This is a genomic window from Okeania hirsuta, assembly GCF_003838195.1.
GTDB classification, from domain to species: domain Bacteria; phylum Cyanobacteriota; class Cyanobacteriia; order Cyanobacteriales; family Microcoleaceae; genus Okeania; species Okeania hirsuta.
The window spans coordinates 1-24,593 of the sequence record NZ_RCBY01000117.1 but is presented as its reverse complement, the minus strand read 5'-3'; the positions used below and the strand labels follow the sequence as shown (position 1 = coordinate 24,593).

Genomic DNA, 24,593 nt, shown 5'->3' with positions numbered 1-24,593 from the left:
AAAAAACAGCTTATCCCACGTTGGCAGCCTTGGGCATTGTTAAGTTTGTTACTATTATTATCTCTGTCAGTTAGTGGTTTAAATGTAATTATTAGCTATGTAGGCAACTTTTTTACAACTGCATTATCTGAAAAAGACCAACCTACATTTTGGCGGTTCTTATATGTTTATGCTGGGGTTTTTATTGTTGGTACTCCTATAGTTGTTATTTACACGTATACAAGGCAAAAACTAGGACTTTACTGGCGAGAGTGGATGACAAATAAGTTTCTAAATAACTACTTAGAAAATAGGTCATATTATGAAATAGATTCAAAGGGGAAAATTGATAATCCAGACCAAAGAATTGCAGAGGATATTAAATCTTTCACTAACCAAAGTTTATTTTTTCTCCTCACAATTCTCAACTCAATAATTGACGTTATTTCCTTCACAGGAATTCTGTGGTCAATATCAATACCACTCTCAATATTTCTTATTATTTATGCTGTGGCAGGAACATTAGTAGCAGTAATTTTTGGCAGAAAATTAATTCCTTTAAATTTCTACCAACTCAAACGAGAAGCAGACTTTCGTTATGGATTAGTTCATATCCGCGACCATGCCGAATCAATTGCTTTTTATCGAGGAGAAGAGCAAGAATTATCTCAAATTAGACAAAGATTTACTCAGGTTTTTAATAATTTTAATTTGCTGATTGGGTGGCAAAGAAATGTAGATTACTTTACTACAGGTTATCGATATGCAGTAATTATTTTGCCTTCTTTAATTATGGCTCCTATTTATTTTGCAGGTGAGATTAAATTTGGAGATATTAGTCAGGCAGGTTTTGCCTTTAGTCAGGTTTTAGGAGCTTTTTCTTTAGTAGTTAGTCAAATCGACAACTTAACTAATTTTGCGGCTGGTATTAACCGTTTGGATAAATTTAGAGAAACATTAGAAGATACTAGAAAAGTATCAGAAGTAGGAACTAGAGAAATTGATGTAACAGAAAGTTCTAGATTAGCGTTAGAAAATATTACTTTAAATACTCCTTTAAATCACGAAGAAATTAATGAAAGTCAAAAGACTCTGGTGAAAAATTTATCAGTAGCAGTAAAGTCAGGTCAAGGATTATTAATTGTCGGAAAAAGTGGAGCAGGTAAAAGTTCTTTATTAAGAGGAATAGCAGGTTTATGGACATCGGGTACGGGTCGTTTAGTACGCCCGAATTTGGAGGAAATATTATTTCTACCTCAGCGCCCTTATATGATTTTAGGAAGTTTACGAGAACAGTTGTTATACCCTCAAGTTAACCAAGATTTTGATGAGTATGAATTAAGAAAAATTTTGAAATTGGTTAACTTAGAAGATTTACCAGATAGATTAGATGGTTTTGATGTGGAGTTACCATGGGAAAATGTTTTATCTTTGGGAGAGCAACAACGTTTAGCCTTTGCAAGACTATTATTAATTAAGCCCAATTATGCAATTTTAGATGAAGCTACCAGCGCTTTAGACCTACAAAATGAAGCGGAACTTTATGAAAAATTACAAGCAACTCAAACAACATTTGTCAGTGTAGGACATCGTTTAAGTTTGTTGAAATATCATCAACAAGTTTTAGAATTAACAGGTGATGCTAATTGGCGAGTATTATCAGCAGAAGATTATCAAGCAGAAGCTAGTTCATTTAATTAATAAAGGAAGAAGGAAGAAGAAAGAAGGAAGAAGGAATAAATCTTTAACCTTTGGTATGAATACTGTTGATATCGTTTGTATAAAAACTATATTCTGCACTTCAAAATGTAGGATTAAAAATCAGGATTCAGGAAAAAACTAGAGTTAGGAAATATCTACTTTTTCCTGATTTCAAATTTTTTTACTTCTTAATACCAAGCGTGAAAAAAGAATGTTACAAATAGTTTCGCTCCTTTAGAGGTGAAATAATTTCCTGAAATTACTGTCGTGTCAAAGTTTTGAGTCCTAAAAATATTACTTTTAACTTTTAACTTCCGTGAAATGGTTCAAAAAATTAGTATTTTAGGCGCATAGTTGCGCAGAATAATCCCTTGATTATTCTTCGCAACTATGCGCCTAAAATATTACTTTTAACTTTTAACTTCCGTGAAATGGTTCAAAAAATTAGTATTTTAGGCGCATAGTTGCGCAGAATAATCCCTTGATTATTCTTCCTCCTACCTGCTCTATAATTCCCATTTATCCTGTCTCCTACCCTTACCCATAAGACTTTTTCAGCAAACCCTACCTACCCTTTGACAGCTCCTGCAGTAATACCTTGAACAATTCGACGTTGAGCTATTAATACCAAAATTAACAAAGGAAATGTGCCTATTACTGTTGCAGCAGCAATTGGTCCGTAGGGAATTTCAAATACAGAAGTACCCCCTATCTGAGCAACGGCAACGGGAATAGTGTACATTTCGGAACGAGTAATAAAAGTCAGAGCAAAAATAAACTCATTCCAGGCAAAAATAAAGGTTAAAATTCCTGTGGTTACTAATGCTGGAATTGTTAGAGGTAAGACGATATTCCACAACATAGAAATTGTGTTGTAACCATCTATTTTGGCTGAGTCTTCTAAATCTTTTGGTAACTGTTGGAAAAAACTTCTTAAGACCAGAATTGTCAGGGGTAAATTTATCCCAGTGTAAGGAATAATTAGGGAGATATAGTTATTACCTAAACCAAGAGACTTAATAATTTCTAACAGACCCAAAAATAATAATACATAGGGAAACAGACTGACTATTAAAACGCAGGCAATAATGATATTTTCTCCAGGGAGTTTTAACCGTGCCAAAGTATAAGCAGCAGGCGCTCCTATTCCTAGACAAATAACTGTTGAAATAATAGACACAAAAGCACTATTAAAAACATAGCGGAGAAAACCCAAACCCAAACTAAGATAGTGGTCAAAAGTTAATTGGTTGGGAGCGGGGAAATAGATATTAGGAACTGCTGATATTGCCTCATTTGTTTTGAAAGAAGTTAGTAATTGCCATAAAACAGGAGCTAGGAAAAATATGACAATTAACACCACACTTACCCATAGAATTATTCTGTCTGTTTTGATTGATGATCGATTTTTTAATATAGACATTTTTGATTCCTCATTCAAAAACTTGTTTATCACTTATTATCCAAATATCATATATAGCACTACGAATTTAGGTTAGGACATTTATAAATTCTCAAACTCAGTCAGATATTACTTTTGACTTTTGACTTTTGAATTGCGCGTAGTGCTATAACTTCCGCGTAGCGGTACTAGCGATCGCTACGGCAAGAATTAATAGTAGAAATGTTACTACTACTAAAGAAGCTCCATAACCAAAGTCTAAATAACGTCTAATAGTGGCATATATATAGATAGAAACAGTTTCTGTTTTTCCAGCAGGTCCACCTCCAGTCATTACTTGTACCAGGTCAAAAGTACCAAATGCTTGAGCAAATCTGAATAACAAAGCAATTACTATTTGTGGGATTAATAATGGGATTGTAATTTGTCGAAAACTTTGAATAGAGTTAGCACCATCAATAGCATGAGCTTCGTATAAATCAGAAGAAATAGATTGTAATCCTGCTAATAAAATGATGGCTATAAAAGGCGTTGTTTTCCAAACATCAGCAATAATCATTGCTAACATTGCTCTGAATGGGTCGCCTAACCAAGTAATATTAGTTTGAATTAATCCTAAACGGAAAAGTAGGTCATTAACTATGCCAAATTGGTCATTAAAAATCCATGCCCAAGCTAATCCCATAACTGCGGTTGGTAATGACCAAGGAATGAGACTAACAGTACGAACAAAACCTCGTCCTCGGAATGATTTATCTAAGATAAGAGCGATACTCATTCCTAATATTAATTCTAGAAAAATGGAGATGGTTGTAAATATTGTGGTGTTCCATAAACTTTGCCAAAAACGACCATCATTTAACATTCGACTGTAGTTTGTTAAGCCGGAAAAAATAGGTTTTAATTCAGTACCTAAATTTTCTGTGAATAGACTTAGCAAAAAAGCTCGACCAATGGGATAAACAAATACGAATAGCAATACTAGAATAGCTGGTAAAATCAAGAGCCATCCTGTTAATTTTTCTCTTTTTTCAATTGTGTTTATTGTCATTAATTTATACTGTTTTTGAGCAATAAGTTGGGAATAACTAATAGCTTTTTGTCACTGGATTACACAGCTAATACCATTTCTGAATAATAATGCTATATTTGATGACCATCTTTCCACTCCCTACCTCCCCACTACAAAGAGCAAACTTCAAGTATCATTTTAGTTATATAGGTTCAAAATAGGAGTATCTTTAATTCTAAAAATAGCTCCAAAATTATAATTATCTTTGCCGTTATGGGTTTAATATCAAATCTGCTTAATTCGGTATAAAAAAATGTTCCATCTGAGCGCCATTGCCAAATCTTTCTCAATATTCCCCTCCTGGGAGGGGTTAGGGGTGGGTCCCCACCTCCCCACACTGCCCATCTCCTTCTTCAAGTTCCTAACAAAGCACGAGTTTCTGCTGCGGCACCTTTCATTGCTAATTCTGGAGTACGGGAACCAGTTAGGGCAGCGCTAAGATAACGTTGTAAAATATCTGAAGCTTGAGCATATTGAGCAATGGGAGGACGTAAAACAGAATTTTCAACTACTGGAAATAAGTTTGGTAAGTAAGGAAATTCTGCTACTAGAATCTTGTCATTAAAAAGTGATTTTCTGGCAGGAACAAGACCTGTTTCTAAAATCAACTTACGTTGAACTTCTGGTTTGTTGAAGTATTGAATAACTTCCCATGCTTCCTCTGGATGTTTTGTACTTTTAACTATTCCTAACCCCCATCCACCTGAACAAGCTCCACTTTCTTTTCCTGAAGCATGAACCATTGGTTTAATAGCAAAATTTCCGGCTATTTCTGATTTTGATGCTAATGGATATACATAAGGCCAATTGCGTAGAAAAACTGTCTTACCACTTTGGAATAAACGACGAGTTTCTTCTTCTGCATAAGTTGTTACTCCAGGAGGAGAAATTCCTGCGGTAATAGTTGTGCGTAAAAAGTCTACTGCTTCTATCGCTTCTGGTCGATCTAATCCTACTTCATTTGTTTCTGAATTTACCCAAAAACCTCCATAACCTTTGAGAATTTCGATAAACATTGCGGATAAACCTTCATATTGTTTACCTTGCCAAAGGTATCCCCATTCAACTAATCCTTGCTGTTGTAATTCTTGTGATATTTTGATTAGCTCCTCAAAGGTATTAGGAGGTTCAAATCCACCTTTTTTTAATAAGTCCGTGCGATAATAAAGCATTCCTCCATTAGAGATTAATGGCATCCAATAAAGTTTATTTTTGTAAGTTCCTCCTTCTATATCTCCTGACAAATATGTTTCTTCTAATTGTTGTTTATCAATTTTTTCAGAAAGGTCTTGTAACCAGTTAGCAGCAGCAAATTTTGGCACCCAAACTGTATCCATATAAGCTAGATCATATGGTGAATCTCCTAGTAAAAAAGAGGATGTATAAAGGTCTTCTACTAAATTAGTATCGTTAGGAGCTTTGACAATTTCTAAGTTAATATTTGGGTGACTTTTGTTAAAGTCTATTTGAATTGGTTCTAATTGAGTAGCTGTGATAGCTGACATTAATACTTGGATAGTTACAGGTTTTTCCTGGGTCAGTGCAGGTGAAATTGAGCTATATAAAATACCCAGAAAAGTTGCTAAAATTAAAATGGTTATTTGGAATTTTTTTTTAGTCTAATTATCAGGAATTTTAACCAGCCATTAACTTTGGGTTTTAGTTTTTCTAGAGTAGGGTTTAAAAATTTAGTATGTTTCATTATTTTGGTAAATTAAAGAGTGAAAAATGGCTGATAGTTTTTAATAAAAGAGTTGACTAAAAAGAAATTTTGACTATATTTATCTAACTATAAGCTATTAGAAAATGACATTAGTAAATAAAGCAAGATTTTCTATTATAATAGACTTGTACTTAATTTACGATGATACATTGCTTTGGATTACAACTTTGATTGGAATCCGGCCAAAGAAAAACAAAATATTCGCAAACATCAATTAAATTTTCGTTTGGCATCAACTGTTTTCCGCGATCCTTATCAATTAACAATCTACGATGAAGAACATAGTCAAGATGAAGATAGATGGATTACTATGGGCTTAGATGAAACAGGTATTTTAAGGGTTGTTATCCATACCTTTAAAGAAATCAATAAATTCTCCTATCTAAATTCGGATTATTTCAGCTCGTAAAGCTACTTTAACTGAAACTCAAGTTTATCAAAAGAGGCAATTATGAAATCAGAATACGATTTTTCCCAAGCAGAACAAGGCAAGTTTTACCATCCCGATGCTAAGTTTCATTACTCCATTTATCTCGAACCAGATGTCGAACAATTTATCACTAAAATTGCTGAACAGAGAAAAATTGACGTACAAATTTTAGTCTATGAATGGTTGAGAAATCATATTAAAAATATGACTATCGAGTAAAATCATTCTTCCAAAGCATCCCAAAGTTCAGACATCTATATAATACTTCTATCTCTCAAACCATGATTGCTAACCAAAACACAAATTACATTCCTCATGAAGAATATCTCACAGAAGAAGAACTCAGTCCCGTCAAACACGAATATATTGATGGACAAGTATACGCAATGGCCGGTGCTAGTGATGCTCATGTGACTATTTCCCTCAACCTAGCTTCAGCATTAAGAAATTATCTGCGAGGTAGTGGTTGTCGCGTCTATATGTCGGATATGAAAGCTCATATAGAAACTACCAATACATTCTATTATCCTGATGTTATGGTAACTTGCGACGCCAGAGATAAAGCTTTGCCAAATCATAAAAAATATCCTTGTTTAATAGTGGAAGTTTTATCCGAAAGCACAGAAGCATTAGAACGCGGTGACAAATTTGCCAATTATCAGCAATTACCAACCTTGCAAGAATACGTTTAATTAACCAAAAACGCCAGCGTTTAGAATGTTTCCGTCGTAATGCTGAAGGTCTTTGGGTATTACACACTTACACTCAAAGCAGTGAAATTCTCCTGGCAAGCATTGACTTTCGGACTAGCATTGATAGTTTGTATGAAGATGTCACTTTTGGAGAAATTCCGTAGTTTTTTTTCTGATTCTACCACATCAAAACTTTGATAAAAAACTTACCAATTATTTTGTTTTTCCAACTCTGCTCTGAAGATAAAAACTGGGGTTAGTGGACCGACACATCTAAAATGGTGCGTTACGATAGATTCTTAAATGCTTTTCATAGTCTAAAATTTAGCCATCTAAGGCACCCTACAAATTTTGCTTTTTTCAAATTGGTATGATCTGAAAATGGCTGATAATAAAACTTGTTATGATAAAAATCACCAAACACATATCAAAAAATATTAAACAAAAATGGCAGCAAACCAAACCAAGGTCTAAATTTATTCTGAGTTTTGTACTATTGTGCTTGAGTATCAGATCGCTCCCTCTGTTTGCCCCCATTCGCCCTCAAGACATAGCTCAAAACCAACAAACTCTAGAATTTATCGACCGCAACGGTTTGCCACTCGGAACCATCCTCACCCGCGACCAAGAAAATACTGTAGTCCTCCCCCTAGAACAAATCTCACCTCTATTTATCAACGCCATCATCGCAGCGGAAGACAAAAGATATTATCAACATGGCGCTCTAGACATGAAAGCAATAGGGCGATCGCTCCTGGAAGCTATCCAAGCAAAACAAATAGTCAGTGGAGCTTCCACTATCACCATGCAACTTGCCCGAATGTTGGAACCCACACCCCGCACCTTCGGCAATAAAATTCGGGAAATTTGGCTATCTTGGCGCATCACAGCAGGTATGAATAAAAATCAAATCCTGCAAGCATATATCAACCGTTTACCCATGGGAGGAAATATCTATGGCGTAGAAGCAGCATCCCGCGCTTATTTTGGCATCTCAGCTACGGACCTCAACCTTGCCCAAGCTACTATTCTCGCTGCCTTACCAAACGACCCCACTGACCTCAACCCTTACTATAATTGGAGTCTCCTCAAAAAACGCCAAATATACGTTCTTAAACCCATGGTTGAAGACAATTATATTACCAGTGCTGAAGCTGAAAAAGCGCTTGCGGAAAAAATAACTCTACAACCAAAAAATCAAGGTATTATTGCTGCGCCACACTTTCTATTTTGGTTATCTCAAAATCAATCTACTGCCATAAATCAAAACTTATCTACAACAACAACTCCTACAGTTATTCGTACTACTATTGACCGACCTTTACAACAATTTGTTACTACCCAAGTCCAACAAGTAATTCAAAATCTTACCCCTTATAATGTGCATCATGCTGCTGCTATTGTAATTAATAATCAGACTGGAGAAGTATTAGCTTATGTAGGTTCTCCTGATTATTTTAATACTCAAAAAATGGGTAGTAATGATGGAGTACAAGCACTACGTCAACCAGGTTCAACTTTAAAGCCTTTTTTGTATCAATTAGCATTAGAAAATCAAGTAATTAATCCGAATACTATTTTGCCAGACGTACCGACATATTATGCAATTCCTGGAGCCAAACTTTATAGCCCTACTAATTATAATCAAGATAGATTTTTAGGACCTGTTATTGTCAGGGTTGCTTTAGCAAATTCTCTGAATATTCCGGCAGTAAGAGTATTAGAAAAAGTAGGAGTAAAGCAATTTTTAAACCGTCTACATCAATTAGGTTTTACACATTTACAAGCCTCACCAGAACATTATGGTTTAGGCTTAAGTTTAGGCAGTGGGGAAGTCAGTTTATGGGAGTTGGCAAAAGCTTATTCAATTATGGCAAGACAAGGAGAAGTTATTCCTGTCGTTACAACTATTCCTAGTAAAACTTACCCACTTTTTCAACATAAAAAAAATCAAGACATCTCCCTACTACCTCAAGCAGAATCAAAATGGATGTTAATCGCAAATATGTTAAGCGATACTCATGCAAGAGCAGCAGAATTTGGAGTGAATTCGGCTTTAAATTTGCCATTTCCAGCAGCAGTAAAAACTGGTACTTCCTCAGATTTTCGTGATACTTGGACAGTAGGTTTTACTAATGATTATACTGTGGCGGTTTGGGTGGGTAATTTTAGTGGGGAATCTATGGTGCAAATATCAGGAGTTATGGGTGCTGCACCTTTATGGAATAGGATTATGTTACATTTGCACGAAAAGAAGGAAGCGACAGCTTTTCCACCGCCAAAAAATATGGTTCAACGCCCGGTTTGTACAATTTCTGGGTTGCGTCCGAAATCTGATTGTCCGTCGGTAATAACAGAGTATTTTTATCCAGAAAAATTGGCAGAATATGAGCATTTATCTGATAATTATTCGGTGGAAAATTTGCCTGATGAATATAATGAATGGTTGGCAAAACAGAGTAAATCTAGTTTGGTTTCTGGTGAGTTAAAAATTTTGTTTCCTCAAGAAGATGATTATTTTTTAATGGATGATGTTGGAGGAGAGAAAAAATTAGAATTTAAGTTGGCGAACTCACGGGAAAATTCTGTGGAATGGTGGTTGAATGGAGAGAAATTAGCTGTTAATTCTGATAATTCTTTATTTTGGAAATTATCTCCCGGTAAATGGACTTTAGAAGTGCGTTCAGCAGATATTATAGACCGAGTGAATTTTGAAGTGCAATTGCCGAATAAGTCTCCTTATTATGGGTTTTCTATTCGTATAAGGAGTCAGGAGTCAGGAGTCAGGAGTCAGGAGTCAGGAGGAAAAAAGTAAGGAAGAGCAAGGGTGAATATCTACTTGAAGAAGGAGACAGGAGACAGGAGACAGGAGACAGGAGGAAAATTACATGGGGATAGTCAACGAAGGGCCGCTCCGCGTCTACGCTCCCCCAAGTAATGCGTGAACACGACCGTTGACGGTGGGGTATTAAACCCACAAAGAAAATGATAAAATTGAATTTTTTTCAATCCTAAAAGCCTTCTTCCTTAACCTTACCTTACAATACTGATATTACCGGACTTGATATAGCAGTCGAAGCAAAGGACGCAGACAGATAAAAAGCTTAAAACTCAGACAAAGCAAGACTTTTCCTTCTTCCTTCTTCCTTCTGCTATATAACATCAGCAACTCTCAGAAAAAATCACCATAAACTTAACTGAGTAGGCGACTGATTAAGTAAATTCCAAGGCAGGGATGGAATAGGAATTTTTGCTATTTCTAATAACTGTTGAAAATGACGTGCTATACTAGGCGATCGCTCTTCTTCAGGGCAATGAATAAAAAAGTAAATTGTGATATCTTGGCACAACCATTGCTTAATTTGAGTTACCCATTCTGTGAAAAAAATTTGATTTACTGACAACTGAGGATGAGAAATAAACCTCACAATGGTAAATGGAGCAGTCACCTTAAACTGTAAAGGTAAATTGGGTTTACGGTTTTGAGACCGCAACTGGGGGTTATCCTTACCAGTGTAGACAGGACGCGAGTCTAGCAAAACTTTCCCCACACTCAGTTGTTTGAGAAGACTATTTAACTGTTGAGCTTGAGAGTCTTCAAACCACTCAGGATGGCGAACTTCCAAAGCTAAAGACATCCGGTCTCGTGGCCAAGCTTCCAAAAATTCTGCGAGGTCATCAAATGAGGAAGTGTTGTAACTCGGTGGTAACTGAGCAAAAAATACACCCAGGCGATCGCCTAAAGGTTGCATCTGTTTGAGGAAGTCTAAAGCATCCGGGATAAAAGGTTTTAATAATCCATTATGAGTTATGTTGCGTGGTAGTTTTAGGCAAAATTGAAATCCAGGAGGCGTTTGTATTGCCCACTTCGTCACAGTCTCTGGTTTAGGGGTAGCATAAAATGTAGTGTTACCTTCAACGGTAGTGAAACGGCGACTGTAGAGATAGAGAAACTCAGAAGGAGAACTTTTGGGAGGATAAAACTCTCCCACCCAAGGTTTAAATGCCCAAACAGCGCACCCAAGAAAGAATTTTTTTTGAGTCATTTGAAGAAGGTTTTAGGTTGTAGATTAATTATTTAATATAGAATCCAGTTATACAGTATATGTTCATAATTCTATAATTACTTCAATCTTCCCATCTCCCCATCCACTTTTCCCAACTTAGATCCCTTCTTCTCTCCTTAGATAACTAAAACCCCTTCTTCCTTCTTCAATTACTAATAGACATCTCCAAAAATAAAAAATAAAATCAATTATCATACAGAGATTATCAATTATTTCCCCTCCTGGGAGGGGGAGGGGCGAGGGGTGGGTTCCCTATTCCCTCTTTTCTGGAGATATCTAATATCCACTAGCTGCCATATCACATTCATAAATATAGTTAATCCTTTCAATTTTGGTAGTATAATTTCCATCAGGATATAAGGTAAGTAATCGTAATCCAGGTGGTTGTTTATCTAGAAAAAATTTATAATTTCCTGGTTCAAATTGAATACAAGTAGAAGGAGTTGATAAATAATGAATACCATTTATTTCCTTGGCAAATTCTTGATGAATATGACCAGACAAAACAATTTTTACTTGTGGATAACGATTAATTATACTTAAGAAATTTTCTGGGTTATGCAGAAGAATTTTATCCATCCATTCGGAATTAATTTTTACAGGAGGATGATGCAAAGCAATTAAAACTGGTTTATTTCCAGTCATTTTAATGTTATATTCTAACCACTCTAAACTTTCTGGAGAAATTTCACCATAAACACATCCAGGCACATTGGTATTTAGTAAAAAAAAGTTCCATCCACCCATTTCAAAAGATTTTTTCGCAGAAATAGGAGCAGAACTTAATACCCGTTCCATTGTGGGTAAATTATCGTGGTTTCCTGCTATCCAGTAAGTAGGAATGTTCAGAGGACTCAGTAAAGATGCTAAACGTTGATATGATTGAGAAGTTTCATCTTGGGAAAGGTCTCCAGTAAGTAGTAGTACATCTGGTTGAGGTTGCAACTGTTTGAGTTTCTCCAAGACTTTCACAAAAGATCTTTCCGTGGGAACTCCATACATTTTTCCCTGAATAGAGTCTGCAAATAGATGGGTATCGGTGATTTGAGCAACAAGCACAGAAGGTTGGAAAATCATTGTTACTGAGGAAATTTTGTGATAAGTGATACAGCAGTAAGGAAGAAGCAAGGAGGAAAAATCTTAGGTTGCCTAAGTTTTAAGTTTTAACCTTTTATCTGTCCTAACCTTTCCTGATACTGCTATCAGAGCCTTAAATTATTAAAATAGCTTCAAATATTTGTCCACAGTGCAATTCAAAACATCAATTTAAGTGATGTAGATCACATTTATCCTTGAACTTGCCATATATTTGTGGATGGTGTATTATAATAATTAAAGGTAATAATGGCGGCATGGCCAAGTGGTAAGGCAAGGGTCTGCAAAATCCTCATCCCCCAGTTCGAATCTGGGTGCCGCCTTTGAATAGACTGATCCTAACGTAGACGTTGGGCAAACGGATTGAATTCAGTAGCGAATGGTTCTTGGCCTTTACTGATTACTTATTCAAGATTGATTCGCCAAACTAACTTCGGTTTGGCTTTGTTATTCTTAAGTTATATAGAATCCGGTTATACAGTATATGTTTATAATTCTATCCATACTTCAATATTAAATCGGACCATCTCCCCACCTCCTTATCTCTCCCAACTATAATAATAAGTATTCAACCGGATTTGATATTATTTCTGCTTTGAGGAGAGGCTCATTCTCAATGAAAAATCCAGATTTGATGTGACTAATCATCAAGTGTTATTAACTGGTCAATTAAGAACAATAAAACTGGTAAAATTTAACATAAATAATTATTTTTCAAGAAACCTTCTCTACAAAATATATAGGGTTGCACATTATGGAATGATATTGCCAAAAATTAGTTTAGACTTTGACTAAAAAAACCTAATATCAATCATTCTAGCAATTGATTAATCCAAAATCCTGTTCATCAAAAATCTAAAATCATTCGTCACTATGCAACGCCAAATATATTGTCAGATTAAATGATAATATTTAGATAAGTATAAAGTAACGGAAACAGGCTCATAAAAACACTAACTTCAAAGAAATTTTAGTGATAAATACCGAAATTATAGCAGTTTTCATTAACATAGAATACAGATATTTTTGGCTGAAAGTCAGAAGGCAGGAGGCAGAAGGCAGAAATTTTGTAGTCTAACTTTGTGAAAATGGCTATAATCCGATACACTTACTCAATTGATTCAACCACACATTGTCAAAAAAATGGTCGCACAAATACCTAATAGCAACTACGAAACTCAAACCCAAGAAATAGCAAAACAACTCCTAGCAGCAACTCAAGAAAAAAACAGTTCCTGGCTAGGCAAACTGCAAAATCAAATGCGGTGGGATGATAAACTCCTAGACTGGGCAATGGCGAACCCTGGTTTGCGAGTACAACTATTTCGCTTTATTGACTGTTTGCCAGCATTACACAGTAAACCAGAAATAGCTGCTCACCTCCAAGAATATCTGACTACTCAAGAAGTCGAACTACCAGAAGCTCTCAAAAAACTCCTCAACTTTGCCAACCCAGACTCAGTTCCCGGTCAACTGGCAGCTACCACTGTTGCGCCCGCAGTCGAAACTCTCGCCCATAAATACATTGCCGGGGAAAACATCAAACAAATAATCAAAACCCTAGAAAAACTACGGAAAGAAAAAATGTGCTTCACCGTAGACTTACTAGGAGAAGCAGTAATTACTGAAACTGAAGCAAAATCATATTTAGACCGTTATCTAGAACTGATGACTCAGCTCTCTCAAGCAGCTAAAAACTGGTCGTCAGTACCCCAGATAGACGAAGTAGAAGGCGAACAACTACCACGAGTACAGGTATCAGTAAAACTTACAGCATTTTATTCCCAGTTTGACCCCCTAGATGCTAAAGGCAGTCAGGAACGGGTGAGCGGACGCGTCCGTACCCTACTCCGACGTGCAAAAGAACTAGGTGTAGCAGTTCACTTTGACATGGAACAATATAGCTACAAAGACCTAACTATAGCTATTCTCAAAGAACTGTTGATGGAGGAAGAATTCCGCAAGCGCACTGACATCGGCGTTACTATCCAAGCATATCTACGGGATAGCGAAAAAGACTTGCAAGGAATCATTGACTGGGCAAAACTCCGGGGTTATCCTGTTACCGTTCGACTGGTTAAAGGTGCATATTGGGACCAAGAAAGCATCACAGCTTTACAACACGACTGGCCACAACCTGTTTTCAACGATAAACCAGAAACCGATGCCAATTTTGAAAAGCTGACTCAGATGATGTTAGAAAATCATCAATATATCTATTCAGCTATTGGTAGTCATAACGTTCGTTCTCAGGCAAGAGCGATCGCCATCGCTGAAGCTCTAAAAGTACCTAGACGTTGCTTCGAGATGCAAGTTCTCTACGGTATGGGCGACCAAATAGCTCAAGCATTAGTGGACAAAGATTATCGCATCAGAGTTTACTGTCCCTATGGCGATCTACTGCCAGGAATGGCATATTTAATTCGTCGTCTCCTGGAAAATACAGCTAACAGTTCATTCCTTAGACAAAGTTCAGAAAATGTTCCTGTTGAAGAATTGTTAGCGCCTCCCACTATTAACAGCAAAACAACAATTCACGATATTGTTAAACCTGTTTTTCCCAATGCTGCTGATAGCGACTATGCTGATGCTGCTCAACGAGAACAAGCTTATAATGCTATTGCTCAAGTACGACTAAAGTTGGGACAAACATATCTCCCACTGATCGACGGCGAATACATACAGACCGAGCAAATAGTAGATTCCGTTAACCCATCAAACCTGAAAGAGGTAGTCGGGAAAATTGGTTTAATATCTGTAGAACAAGCAGAGCAAGCAATTCAAGCAGCTAAAGCAGCATTTCCTAGTTGGCGGAAAACACCTGTTACAGAGCGAGCGGGGATATTACGAAAAGCGGCCGACCTAATGGAAAAACGCCGTCACGAACTTTCAGCATGGATGGTATTAGAAGTTGGGAAACCCCTCAACCAATGTAATGCGGAAGTTTCTGAGGCAATTGATTTTTGTCGCTACTATGCTGATGAAATGGAAAGGTTAGACCAAGGTTATAAATATGATGTCGCTGGAGAAACTGACCGTTATTATTATCAACCTCGTGGTATTTCTTTGGTAATTTCGCCTTGGAATTTTCCTCTAGCTATTCCTACAGGAATGACTGTTTCATCTTTGGTGACTGGAAACTGTACTTTGTTGAAACCAGCAGAAGTTTCATCAGTTATTGCTTCCAAGATTGCTGAAATATTAGTAGAAGCTGGTTTTCCCAAGGGAGTATTTCAATTTGTACCAGGAAAAGGTTCGACAGTGGGTGACTTTATGGTGAAACATCCAGATGTTAATAGTATTACTTTTACTGGTTCTCAGGAAGTCGGTTGTCAAATTTATGCAGAGGCGGCAATTTTGCGACCAGGACAAAAACACCTGAAGCGGGTTATTGCTGAGATGGGTGGTAAGAATGCGATTATTGTTGATGAGAGTGCAGACTTAGACCAAGCAGTTGCTGGTGTGGTGTATTCTGCTTTTGGTTATAGCGGACAAAAATGTTCTGCTTGTTCGCGGGTTGTGGTTTTGGCACCAATTTATGAAGCTTTTGTGAGTCGTTTGGTGGAGGCTACGCGATCGCTTAATATCGGAGATGCGGAGAAACCAAGTACACAAGTTGGTCCGGTAATTGATGCCAAGGCGCAAAAGCGGATTAAGGAATATATTGAGCAAGGCAAGCAGGAGGCTGAAGTTGCTCTTGAGATGGCAGCGCCAGATGATGGTTATTTTGTTGGTCCGGTGGTATTTAAGGATGTGTCACCCACAGCAACTATTGCCCAAGAGGAAATATTTGGTCCGGTGTTGGCGGTGATGAAAGCGCAGAGTTTTTCAGAGGCATTGGAAATTGCTAATGGTACGAATTTTGCTTTGACTGGTGGGTTATATTCTCGTACTCCTTCTCATATCGAACAGGCAAAAGCAGAATTTGAAGTGGGGAATTTGTATATTAATCGTGGAATTACAGGAGCGATCGTTTCCCGGCAACCATTTGGTGGGTTTAAGTTGTCTGGTGTTGGATCGAAAGCTGGAGGACCTGATTATCTATTGCAATTTTTGGAACCACGCACGATAACTGAGAATGTGCAACGGCAAGGTTTTGCTCCTATTGAGGGCGTGCAGTAGCTTACTATGTGTGCAGTGTGGCAGGTGTAGGGAGTGTGGGGAGATGGGGAGATGGGGAGATGATATCAAATCCGAGGGAATTGGACATAAAAAAATTCTCCAATCCTCATAACTACTAAACCTTTGTGATTCTTTTTCCTCCTGAGGACTGAGGACTGATATCATGTCCGGTTGAATAGTTAAATAATTAGGCAAGAGATAGGATAAAGGAGATAGGAGATAGGATACAGGAGATAGGGAAAAAAGTGTTTTCATCACTATAGTCATTCCAGTTAAGATTGAGACCAGGGTTTCTTACCTTGAAAGAGTTTCAGCTAAAAAAGTGTTCCAGTCTTATTCAGAATGACTATAATTATCCGGACATGGTATGACTCCTTCTGAGTTAACAAATCTATAACTGTTTAACCAAATTTGATATGAGGAGATGGGAAGATAAAGACAGATTTGCCAATGGCGCTCAGATGGAACATTTTTTTTTACCCAGGACTTACGCACGGACACTATAGCAATGTGCGCTGGCATATTTACAAATTACAGTAACTGTCCAATAGCTAAAAGCCTGATATTATCGGTTTTTTATTCCCCCTGTTGCCTGTTGCCTGTTGCCTGTTGCCTGCGCACAACGCTATAAATCGAGTGATGGCGCCATTCGGAGCTTTGCGGAGCGCAAATGCCATTTGCCCCTCCCTATATATGGCGTTTTAAAGGTTAATTTGCGTAAGTCCTGATACCTAATTAAACAGATTTGATATCAAATGGCGCACATTGCGTTATTCACTTTTATATCAGGTTTCATTAATTAGACGTAAATATTAATGATCTTCATAAATTATCTTGAGAATCTATCAAATTTCCCCCTACTCCTTACTTCCTACTCCCTACTACCAAGATGTACCTCATCCACTAGAAAACTGCTGTAAGTCAATGCTCCCTAATATCCAAAGCACGTTGTTGAAAAAGTTCAGCTTCTTTATACTTTCCTTGCTCATAATAGAGATCTGCTAAATTCTTCAGACTGTGTGCAACATTACGATGCTTTACACCAAAGGTTTTTTCATTGATAGTCAAAGCACGTTCCAACAATAATTCTGCTTCTGCGTACCTTCCTTGCTCAGAGTAGATTTGTGCCAAATTGTACAGACTGTGTACAATATGAGGGTGGTCTGTACCCAAAGCTTTCTCATTGATAGTTAAAACACGCTGCAAAATAGGTTCCGCTTTTGTATATTTTCCTTGGGAATAGTAGAGTGCTGCCAAGTTGTTGAGACTATCTTCGATGTCGGGATGGTCTGTACCCAGAGCTTTCTCATTGATAGCTAAAGCACTATGCAATAGTGGTTCTGCATCTTTGTACTCTTCTTGAGAGTAGAATTGTGCCAATTTTTTGAGATTTTTCCCCTCGGCAAATCTATGATGTGATGAGCGTCGGCGATCGCCTCGTCTACGAAACCTGGGTGGCGGAGGTTGTTTGTCAGGTTGTGACAGTGGCAATAAGCTCAGAGCATCATCAGGTTTATGATGTGGCGGGTGTCGTCGATCGCCTCGTTGATCAAATCTGGGTGATGGTCGTCGATCGCCTCGTTCATCAAACCTGGGTGGTGGTGGTCGCCGATCGCCTCGTTCATCAAATCTGGGTGGTGGTGGTTTGCGACCGCCTCGTTCATCAAACCTAGGTGGTGGTGGTTTGCGATCGGTGAGGGGAATTTGACTCTGCATCAAGCGATCGGAATCATGTAATTCAAGTTTTTGTTGCCGCCATCCCAAAGCAAGTAAACTAATAACTCCTCCCCAAATTAAACTAGGATAAACAAAACGCATCCACATTTTTTTAGGAGTCTGTTTATCCCGATCTTTTGCTAAAATTGCCAACTGTTCCTCAATCCAATTTAGATTAAAAATTGTCCGATAAATTTTGTTAAAAACAACTAATTTATCTTGTTTTTTTATGACTATTCCTGACAAACGTAGTACCATTTGTATTCGACTTTCATCAGTTTTAATTCCTCCCCGCAGCAGAATTTTTCTATATAGTTTCAGTAATTCAGGCGTGAGTTGATTTTGACTAAGTAAATGATGCCGAATATATGTTAAATGAGTAGGATAATCCTTTTCCTGCCAATATGTCAAAATATGTTCTTCTACTAACTTATCAATATCCGGCTCAGTGCTATCTGTATGATCGACAATAATTTGACAAAGTTTCTGAGTTAAAAATGGTTGACCTCCAGTCCAATCAAAAACTCGCCGTAAAACAATTTCCGGCTCTTCTACTATTCCTATTAATCCCTGAGTTAAATTTTTTCCTTCTTGAAAATTTAATGCTGTTAATTCAATGGGATGACCAATATTAAAAGGAGTATGTCTCCCATCTCTAATTAAATCCTCTGGAGTTGCTACTCCAAAAAAACAAAAAATCAGCCGATGATAATCAGAATTTCCATCCTCAGCTCTGCGATTATAACAAGAGCGAATAAAAGCTAAAAATTCATTTTTAAAGGGTAAATTTACCAGTAAATCAATTTCATCCAGAAAAATATAGATTTTTTCAGTGGAAAAATTCACAAATAAAATTTCTTCAATAAACCTAGCCAAACGCTGGATATTTGTAAAACTTTGATAACTTTCAATCCAGCTTTGATAATCAATACTATAAGCCAAACCAAATCCCCGAAATAGTTCTTCTAAAAAACCGTCATACCAAGATTGTTTTTGAATAGAAAAATCACCTAATCTACTCATATCTATTGCCGCACATTTACAACCTTGAGACCGTAATTTTTTCATCACTTTTACCCGCAAACTAGATTTACCCATTTGACGAGCATTAAACACATAACAATATTCTCCACTTTGCAGTTTTTCATATAATTCTGCATCTTGTTTTCTCATTACATAAGTAGGGTCATTAGCGGATAAACCCCCACCACTTAATTTATAACTAACCATAATATTTTAAGAAGGAGACAGGAGACAGGAGACAGGAGTTTTTTTAGGAGTCAGGAGACAGGAGTCAGGAGACAGGAGTTTTTTTAGGAGACAGGAGACAGGAGACAGGAGTTTTTTTAGGAGTCAGGAGACAGGAGTCAGGAGACAGGAGTTTTTTTAGGAGACAGGAGACAGGAGTCAGGAGACAGGAGGGAGGAAGAGGGAGTAAGAAGGAGACAGGACTTACGCAAATTCACCTTGAAAGCGCCATATGTAGGGGCGAATGCCATTCGCCCTCACTCTATTTAGTTTCCGTAGGAGACAGGAGGAAGAAAGAGTAGGAATTAGGAGATTATTTGCATTGTTCAATTGCGTTTATATATGAATCTAATAGTTTACTTACTTCTTCTAGATCCAGTAGAAGTTTTGAAGTATCTCCGTATCCAAGGTCATTTGCCAGAATTAGGTAATACCGACTTTCTTCTAATGAACCTTGTGCAATATTCAAAACTTCTTCTAGATCCAGTAGAAGTTTTGAAGTATCTCCGTATCCAAGGTCATTTGCCAGAATTAGGTAATACCGACTTTCTTCTAATGAACCTTGTGCAATATTCAAAAATCGGATTTTATCTGCTAGACCCTTTTTTCTAAAGCCTTCTACTATATTAGCTGGTACTGATACGGATGCTCGCCTTAACTGACTTGTTAATCCATAGGTTTCTGTTTTTGGGAAATTGCTGCTAAAACCATAGACATCTAAAACAAGTTGATGTGCTTTTTGCCAAACTATTAAATCTCGAAAGTTTTTAGCAGGTTCTCTTTTCATTCTGACTCCTGATTCCATCTTCAAACTACGCTCCAAAAAGCATCATTCTAACTCCTAACTTCCAAAAAGCCAACTCCTGACTTCTAACTCCTTCTTCCACCTCCTGTCTCCTGACTCCTGTCTCCTGACTCCTTCTTCCAACTCCTGTCTCCTGACTCCTTCTTCCATCTCCTGTCTCCTGTCTCCTATCTCCTGTCTCCTTCTTTCACCCCAACCGTTCCTGAAAATATTGTCGATATAACTGACAACGAGGTTCAGCATCATCGCCTTTAATTGTAATTAATCCCATAGCTTCTAATTGATGTAATTCTCGATTTTTATTAGGTAAACGTACTGGAGAATTACTTTGTAATATTTTATGAAAAACTGCTTTAATATTTGTCTTTTCTAATATTGTTTCTAAATGTCTACTTAAATGTTCTTGATAAATTCCGCTTTCAGTAGGAGCATATTTTAATAGTTCTGTAATAGTTAATTCATCCTGAGACATTTTGTACAATCCTAATCTGATTAAATAAGGATGTCCTCCCACCATTGACATTAAAGGAGCAACTATTTCTGACTCAAGTTGATGTAAGTATGCTAACTGAGTTACCTGCTCTAATGTAAATTCTTTTAACTCTATAGGTAAACCAACATTAAAAGGAGATTGATAAATATTTAATTTGCCATGATATTCTGTGGAATAAGCAATTATCATTCGTAGATTTTCCCAAATTTCTAAGTTATTGCTTTCTTCATACCAACTTCTTAACATGGCAAAAAAATCTTTAGATATTTCTGGATAATTAAAAATTTCATCCACTTCATCTAAGAGTAATACTACTTCTTGCTCTAAATGATAGAGTAGTGCTTCAAATTCTTGAGTGCAAGATATTTTAGCATTGTGATTATCCCAAATTTTCCAGCTTTGACTATCAGTAAACCGACTTTTGATATTCTTGTTGAATGCTTTCAGAAAATTATTAATATTGCTGATATTTTCTGGTTCAATTAAGCTATCAAATCTGAGATAAATCGGAATATATTTATTATTATTGGCTTTTGCTTGTATCCTTCGCAACAGAGAAGTTTTACCCATTTGTTTTGGCGCTTTTATTCTCACTAATGAACCAGGATCTTCTATTTTTTCATAGCATTCAGACTCAATAGAACAACGTTTAATTCGATAACGTTCTATATAAAAAGGAGAGTCTGGTTTTTCTGGTCTACCAGGAATAATAATTTTGCTAGTCTTAAAACCATAGTCAGCTCTTAATTGAGGATGGACTAAGTTTGATTGATATTTGCTGAATGTTTCAAATAAAAATTCCCGAAATGAACTATGATTCTTGGGTAGATTAAATTTAGTAGCGATCGCTTTTAATTTTTTCCCTACATTTGATGTATCCCATTTCATTGACTGAGCAATTTGTTCATATTTATTACCTGCTAAAAATAAACTTAATGTTTTTACTTCATCATCTGCCAAGCTAGAGTAAATGTGTTCAAAAATTTGTTGATTCATCAATTTTATTTTTAAATTTGACTAAAATTAATGTAAGCATTCAGCCGTCAGCTATCAGCTATCAGCTATTGCTTTTAGTTAGTAATAAAAGCTTTCTTATATTATATCCAGAGAATTAACGAAAAAAAATTTTTTGTTTTACGAGCTTTAATTATAACTATGCCTTTTAATTTGGATAAATTAAGTTTTACTAAGGTTGTTTAAATCAAGATAACTTAACAAAGATTAGAAAGTCAAGATTAACATTAATAAGATTAAAATTACAGCCAATATATTTTTCGGCGTTGCATAAATGCGGGATGATTTTAATAGTTTTGTGGAATGGGCATCTTGCCCGTTCCTGATATTTTCCCGTTCCTGATATTTTCACCGCAGACAGGGACAGGCAGGATGCCTGCCCCCACTGGAAATACATTCTTTTAATTCTATAAAGCTGATAGCTGACCACTGAATGCTTACTCTAAGAGAAACCTTGACTACTGGATAAAATGTGAATCATATTTTCAGGTACATTCCTTACTATCTGCTGAATGTGAAAATATTTTCACATTGATGAGGATTAATTCATTTTTCTAGTTAGTGAAGATGTAACCTGAAATTTACTGTCATTTATTCCCCATTTGAAATTTAGCTGAATTAAGATTATTTGTAAAGGGAAGAAAGATAATTTTAATCCAAGATAATAGCTTTTAGATTAGAATAAGTTAAGAAAAAATCATTAACTTGCCATTGTCCCAAAAATATCCCTTGTCTGATAGCTGATTATTTCACAGCTTGACCACTAGAAATTCATCATCAAGCAAAATAATTGCTTCCCTAATTTCCCTCTCACAATAATCAGAAATACAGAAAAAAAGATGAACTCATTATTAGAAGAACAGCAAAATTCCGATTCTGAAGATACTAATAATAACATCAATCTCACCCTCGATCCGGAAACTCAACTCGTAACAGTCGATGACTCTTCACCAAGTATTTCCGTTTTATGGGACCGAGCAGTACAACAAGCAGTTATCAATACTTCCCCAGGCCCAACCATTGCTTCCCGTGCTTATGCGATCGTACACACAGCTATCTACGATGCTTGGAGCGCTTACGACCCATTAGCAATAGGAACTCAATTAGAAGATGACCTACAACGTCCCCTATCAGAAAACACCGATGCCAACAAAACTGAAGCCATGAGTTTTGCTGCTTATCGAGTACTCTCAGAATTATTCCCCACTGAGACAGAAATTTTCAACGAATTGATGGCTGAACTTGCCTACGATCCTAACAACACAACCACCGATACTACTACTCCTGCTGGCATTGGTAACGTTGCCGCCGAAGCACTATTAACATTCCGTCGAAACGATGGCTCCAACCAACTAGGAAATGACCCCAATGGTGACGGTACTCCCTACTCCGACATCAGTGACTATGAACCTAGTAATCCCATTGGAGACCCCGTTGACATCGAACTATGGACTCCCGAAACAATTCCCATTGATGCTGAACCCGGTGAGGAAGAGCGAGTGCAAACATTTCTCACTCCTCAGTGGGGTGATGTCATACCTTTTAGTCTCGCTTCAGGTGATATATTTCGACCAACAGCACCAGAACCATTCTTGCTAGTAGATGGTGAAGTAGACTTGGAAGCACGCACAATTACTCTAGCAGACGGTTCAGTTATCGAAATCACTCCAGATATTATTGGCACTATTATTAATCCTGCATTCATTGAACAAACAGAAGAAGTTATCGCAATTAGTGCTAACCTCACAGACGAACAAAAGTTAGTTGCAGAATTTTGGGAAGATGGCGGTGGTACATCCTTCCCCCCTGGAACTTGGATGACTTTCGGGCAATTTGTCTCAGCTAGAGATGACAATACATTAGATGAGGATGTCAAACTCTTCTTTAATTTGGGCAACGCAGTATTTGATGCCGGAATTGCCACTTGGGAATCTAAAACTTTTTATGACTATGCTCGTCCGGTACGAACAGTAAGGGAACTAGGAGAACTAGGGTTAATTGGGGAGTTTAATGCAGAGCTTGGTGGTTTTGCTATCGATGCTTGGGCAGGTCCTGGAGAAGGCACTCAAACTATTTTGGCTACTGATTTTCTCACCTATCAAACTCCTGGTAGTGACCCTTCACCTCCTTTTGCTGAATATGTATCTGGTCATAGTACCTTCAGTGCTGCCGCTGCAGAAATACTCCAACTGTTTACTGGTAGTGATGATTTTGGTGCTTCGATAACTTTTCAAGCTGGTGAGTCTCGTTTTGAACCTGGTGTTACACCGGAAGAACCTTTAACTTTGGAGTGGGATACTTTTAGTGAAGCTGCTGATGAAGCTGGTATTTCTCGTCTTTATGGTGGTATTCACTTTGAAGATGGCGATCTAAATGGTAGAGCGTTGGGGCAACAGGTAGCGGAAAGTGTCTGGCAAGAAACTCAGTTAGCGATCGCTCCTAATGTCACTATCGGTACAGATGAGGATGATGATTTAATCGGGACAACTGCAAATAATCTCATGTACGGAAATAGGGGTGATGATATCATCCAAAGTTTAGATGGTAACGACTTGCTTCATGGAGGCAAAGGTGACGATCTACTTGATGGTGGTCTAGGAGATGATATTATTGGTGGTCAGACCGGTGATGATATTCTCACTGGTGGACTCGGTGGGGATATGTTTGAGTTCGGGTTTGGTGATGGTGACAATATTATCACTGATTTTGAAGATGGAATAGATGTCATTGGTTTAGAGGATGGTTTGAGTTTCGAGCAGTTGACAATTTCTCAGATAGGAAATGACACTCGCATTAGTACTGAACGACTTTCTATTACATTGCAGGATGTACAGGACAGCGCGATCGGCATTGATGATTTTCTTGAGATTGTTTGAGTAATATCATTAGGAGTCAGAAGTCAGGAGTCAGGAGTCAGGAGAAGAGAGAATCACTTTGATGAGCGTAGTTATGAAAATTGGAGAATTTTTTTATCATTTTCTTTGTGGGTTTAATACCCCACCGTCAACGGTCGTGTTCACGCATTACTTGGGGG

At 37.2% G+C, this 24,593-nt stretch carries 16 protein-coding genes, 1 tRNA gene and 1 pseudogene; 8 read left to right on the top strand and 10 right to left on the bottom strand.

Features of this window, described 5'->3' with window-relative positions; translation table 11 throughout:
* Positions 1-1,680: ABC transporter ATP-binding protein/permease (locus D5R40_RS18900; protein WP_134239621.1), on the top strand; the 1,680-nt coding region annotated here is incomplete at its 5' end.
* Positions 1,681-2,248: 568 nt separating this feature from the next.
* Here the strand turns inward: D5R40_RS18900 and D5R40_RS18895 are convergent.
* The 3 genes from D5R40_RS18895 to D5R40_RS18885 all read right to left on the bottom strand — a co-directional run bounded on the left by D5R40_RS18895 (position 2,249) and on the right by D5R40_RS18885 (position 5,659).
* A complete protein-coding gene (locus D5R40_RS18895) occupies positions 2,249-3,103 on the bottom strand; it encodes a carbohydrate ABC transporter permease (protein ID WP_124145909.1) in 855 nt (284 codons plus the stop codon).
* A gap of 145 nt (positions 3,104-3,248) precedes the next feature.
* Positions 3,249-4,133, bottom strand: coding sequence for a carbohydrate ABC transporter permease (locus D5R40_RS18890; RefSeq protein ID WP_124145908.1), 885 nt, complete (start codon positions 4,131-4,133; stop codon positions 3,249-3,251).
* A gap of 374 nt (positions 4,134-4,507) precedes the next feature.
* Positions 4,508-5,659, bottom strand: coding sequence for an ABC transporter substrate-binding protein (locus D5R40_RS18885; RefSeq protein ID WP_124145907.1), 1,152 nt, complete (start codon positions 5,657-5,659; stop codon positions 4,508-4,510).
* 372 nt (positions 5,660-6,031) lie between these two features.
* On the opposite strand from D5R40_RS18885, the gene D5R40_RS18880 reads away from it, so the two are divergent.
* From D5R40_RS18880 to pbpC, 4 genes and pseudogenes are all read left to right on the top strand, one after another.
* On the top strand, positions 6,032-6,286 hold the full coding sequence (locus D5R40_RS18880; RefSeq protein WP_205127441.1) for a BrnT family toxin: 255 nt from the start codon (positions 6,032-6,034) through the stop codon (positions 6,284-6,286).
* A gap of 42 nt (positions 6,287-6,328) precedes the next feature.
* Complete coding sequence (locus tag D5R40_RS18875) at positions 6,329-6,526, top strand: hypothetical protein (protein ID WP_124145906.1); 198 nt, start codon at positions 6,329-6,331, stop codon at positions 6,524-6,526.
* A 62-nt stretch (positions 6,527-6,588) separates the two neighbouring features.
* Positions 6,589-7,163: pseudogene (locus tag D5R40_RS18870) on the top strand (Uma2 family endonuclease).
* A gap of 239 nt (positions 7,164-7,402) precedes the next feature.
* Positions 7,403-9,814, top strand: coding sequence for a penicillin-binding protein 1C (gene pbpC / locus D5R40_RS18865; protein ID WP_124145905.1), 2,412 nt, complete (start codon positions 7,403-7,405; stop codon positions 9,812-9,814).
* A gap of 367 nt (positions 9,815-10,181) precedes the next feature.
* Here the strand turns inward: pbpC and D5R40_RS18860 are convergent, their stop codons facing one another.
* Both D5R40_RS18860 and cpdA read right to left on the bottom strand, forming a co-directional pair.
* Positions 10,182-11,045, bottom strand: coding sequence for a DUF72 domain-containing protein (locus D5R40_RS18860; protein WP_124155048.1), 864 nt, complete (start codon positions 11,043-11,045; stop codon positions 10,182-10,184).
* 297 nt (positions 11,046-11,342) lie between these two features.
* Positions 11,343-12,143, bottom strand: coding sequence for a 3',5'-cyclic-AMP phosphodiesterase (cpdA, locus tag D5R40_RS18855; RefSeq protein WP_124145903.1), 801 nt, complete (start codon positions 12,141-12,143; stop codon positions 11,343-11,345).
* Between the two features lie 269 nt (positions 12,144-12,412).
* Between cpdA and D5R40_RS18850 the strand changes: the two genes are divergently transcribed.
* Together D5R40_RS18850 and pruA are read left to right on the top strand one after the other, a co-directional pair.
* A tRNA-Cys gene (locus tag D5R40_RS18850) sits at positions 12,413-12,484 on the top strand.
* Between the two features lie 820 nt (positions 12,485-13,304).
* The gene (gene pruA / locus D5R40_RS18845) at positions 13,305-16,283 is read left to right on the top strand and encodes an L-glutamate gamma-semialdehyde dehydrogenase (RefSeq protein ID WP_124155047.1); all 2,979 of its coding nucleotides are present in this window, start codon (positions 13,305-13,307) and stop codon (positions 16,281-16,283) included.
* 333 nt (positions 16,284-16,616) lie between these two features.
* On the opposite strand, the gene D5R40_RS35560 is transcribed toward pruA, so the two are convergent.
* From D5R40_RS35560 to D5R40_RS18820, 5 genes are all read right to left on the bottom strand, one after another.
* Positions 16,617-16,805: a hypothetical protein gene (locus tag D5R40_RS35560; protein ID WP_124155046.1), complete on the bottom strand. Its 189-nt coding sequence runs from the start codon at positions 16,803-16,805 to the stop codon at positions 16,617-16,619.
* Between the two features lie 399 nt (positions 16,806-17,204).
* Positions 17,205-19,229, bottom strand: a complete 2,025-nt coding sequence (locus D5R40_RS18835; RefSeq protein WP_124155045.1) for a tetratricopeptide repeat protein — start codon at positions 19,227-19,229, stop codon at positions 17,205-17,207.
* A 331-nt stretch (positions 19,230-19,560) separates the two neighbouring features.
* Positions 19,561-20,034, bottom strand: a complete 474-nt coding sequence (locus tag D5R40_RS37075; protein WP_192901290.1) for a four helix bundle protein — start codon at positions 20,032-20,034, stop codon at positions 19,561-19,563.
* 54 nt (positions 20,035-20,088) lie between these two features.
* A complete protein-coding gene (locus D5R40_RS35555) occupies positions 20,089-20,298 on the bottom strand; it encodes a hypothetical protein (protein ID WP_124145899.1) in 210 nt (69 codons plus the stop codon).
* Positions 20,240-21,541: an AAA-like domain-containing protein gene (locus tag D5R40_RS18820; protein WP_124145898.1), complete on the bottom strand. Its 1,302-nt coding sequence runs from the start codon at positions 21,539-21,541 to the stop codon at positions 20,240-20,242. The genes D5R40_RS35555 and D5R40_RS18820 overlap by 59 nt, the downstream gene beginning before the upstream one ends.
* An 857-nt stretch (positions 21,542-22,398) precedes the next feature.
* Here D5R40_RS18820 and D5R40_RS18815 point away from each other — a divergent pair.
* Positions 22,399-24,435 (top strand): DUF6851 domain-containing protein, encoded by a 2,037-nt coding sequence (locus D5R40_RS18815; RefSeq protein WP_124145897.1) that lies wholly within the window; start codon positions 22,399-22,401, stop codon positions 24,433-24,435.
* Positions 24,436-24,593 lie beyond the last annotated feature (158 nt).